The organism is Brevibacterium linens ATCC 9172 (genome assembly GCF_900169165.1).
Taxonomy (GTDB): Bacteria; Actinomycetota; Actinomycetes; order Actinomycetales; family Brevibacteriaceae; genus Brevibacterium; species Brevibacterium linens.
In genome coordinates, this window is record NZ_FXYY01000066.1 from 1 (window position 1) to 1,427 (window position 1,427).

The 1,427-nt window shown below is 59.6% G+C and carries 1 protein-coding gene; it reads right to left on the bottom strand.

The genetic code is table 11. The features are described from left to right. Nucleotides 1-77 precede the first annotated feature (77 nt). Entirely contained in the window at nucleotides 78-1,334 is a 1,257-nt protein-coding gene (locus BLIN9172_RS17735) for an integrase catalytic domain-containing protein (RefSeq protein WP_180956990.1), read from the bottom strand. Nucleotides 1,335-1,427 lie beyond the last annotated feature (93 nt).

A 1,427-nucleotide genomic window follows, 5' to 3' on the forward strand; every position in this document is an offset into this window, starting at 1 on the left:
CGAGGTGCCTCACTGAGGAGTGAGCGCGTGATCCGTGTTGGTGCCTCAGCATTTTTGAGCGTGAGGCTTACGGTTCACTAATTCGTTTGGAGTCGATTCATCGACGGTTTCAATGATGCCATGTCCAGGTGCCGACTGGCAGCCATGGCCTCGGTTTTGGACTTCGACAGCTCGATCAATCGCATCTGGATCTGATTGATCTGGCGAGTCAGATCGGCAGGATTGACACCATCGACTCGTCGGCTGATGGCCGTGACCTGGTCATCGGTCAGGAGTCCGGAATCGAGGACTCGTCGCCACGGGGTCCGGGGACTGTCGTAGACACGTCGGCGACGACCATCGCTGGTGGTGGCATATTCGACGGGCTTCTTCGTCGGGACGAAGAAGTTCAGCCGCAGCGACACCAACGGCCATAACTGGCCCAACAACCCCAGTTCTTCGCTGGTGTCATAGCGCCAGTAGAAGGCGTGTTTGCGTACGACATGGTTGTTCTTCGACTCCACCGTCGCTTGGTCGTTCTTCCTGTAGGGCCGCGACCTCGTCTGGTCGATATCACGTTGTTGGAGCCAGTCGGCGACTTCGTGGTTGATGAACTCGGACCCGTTATCGGAATCGAAGACACGCAGCTCAAACGGGAACTTTCCGTCCAGATCAGCCACTGCTTCGAGGATCCATTTCGAGGCGTTGTTGCGGATCGAGGCGTTCTCGGTCCACCCGGTGACCATGTCGGTCATCGTTAAGGTCCGGGCGAACTCACCGACGTAGCTGGGCCCGCAGTGGGCGACGGTATCGGCCTCGATGACTCCGGGCACGGTCGGTGGTTCATCGCCGGTCTTCGACAGTCCGATCGAGTTGCGTAGCAGTGGTGGCGGCTTCGTCGTCGAGATGCCTCGCAGCTGCATCGATTGCCTGGCCGGGGCCAGGTATCGGTCGATGGTAGCAGCGCTCATCGATTCCAGTTCCTCGATCGCAGTCGCAGAGACGAATGGATGGTCGAGGTCTCCTGCTTGTTCGAGCAGGGGCAGCCACATCGGCAGCATCACGACGAAGTACTTTCCGCAGGGCATGCCCATCAGCGCCCACACGTGCTCGAGGAGGACGCGTGAGGCATCGGAGTAGGTTTTGGGCCTGAGTCGTCGTTTGTCGACGTGTTCGCCCGGGTCCGGTAGGCGGGGACCGGTCAACATTCTCCTGGCCGTCGATCGGCCCATTCCGGTCGTGGCCATCACTTCGTCGAGGATGCGAGACCGATCGGTCTTCGAGGCTTTGCGGTAGGTGGTGCGGAGTTTGTTCGTCACGTGGCGTCTGGCGGTCATCGGGATCTTGCCTTCCATAGGGCAAGCCTGCTCCCGTTTGTTGGGAGTTCGCGCTCAAAGTGCTTGAGGCACCACCAGGTTCTACGCGCTCAAAATAGCTGAGGCACGTCG

Excerpts from the sequence above, each read along its gene's own strand:
- BLIN9172_RS17735 (WP_180956990.1), bottom strand. The coding sequence starts at position 1,334 with ATGGAAGGCAAGATCCCGATGACCGCCAGACGCCACGTGACGAACAAA.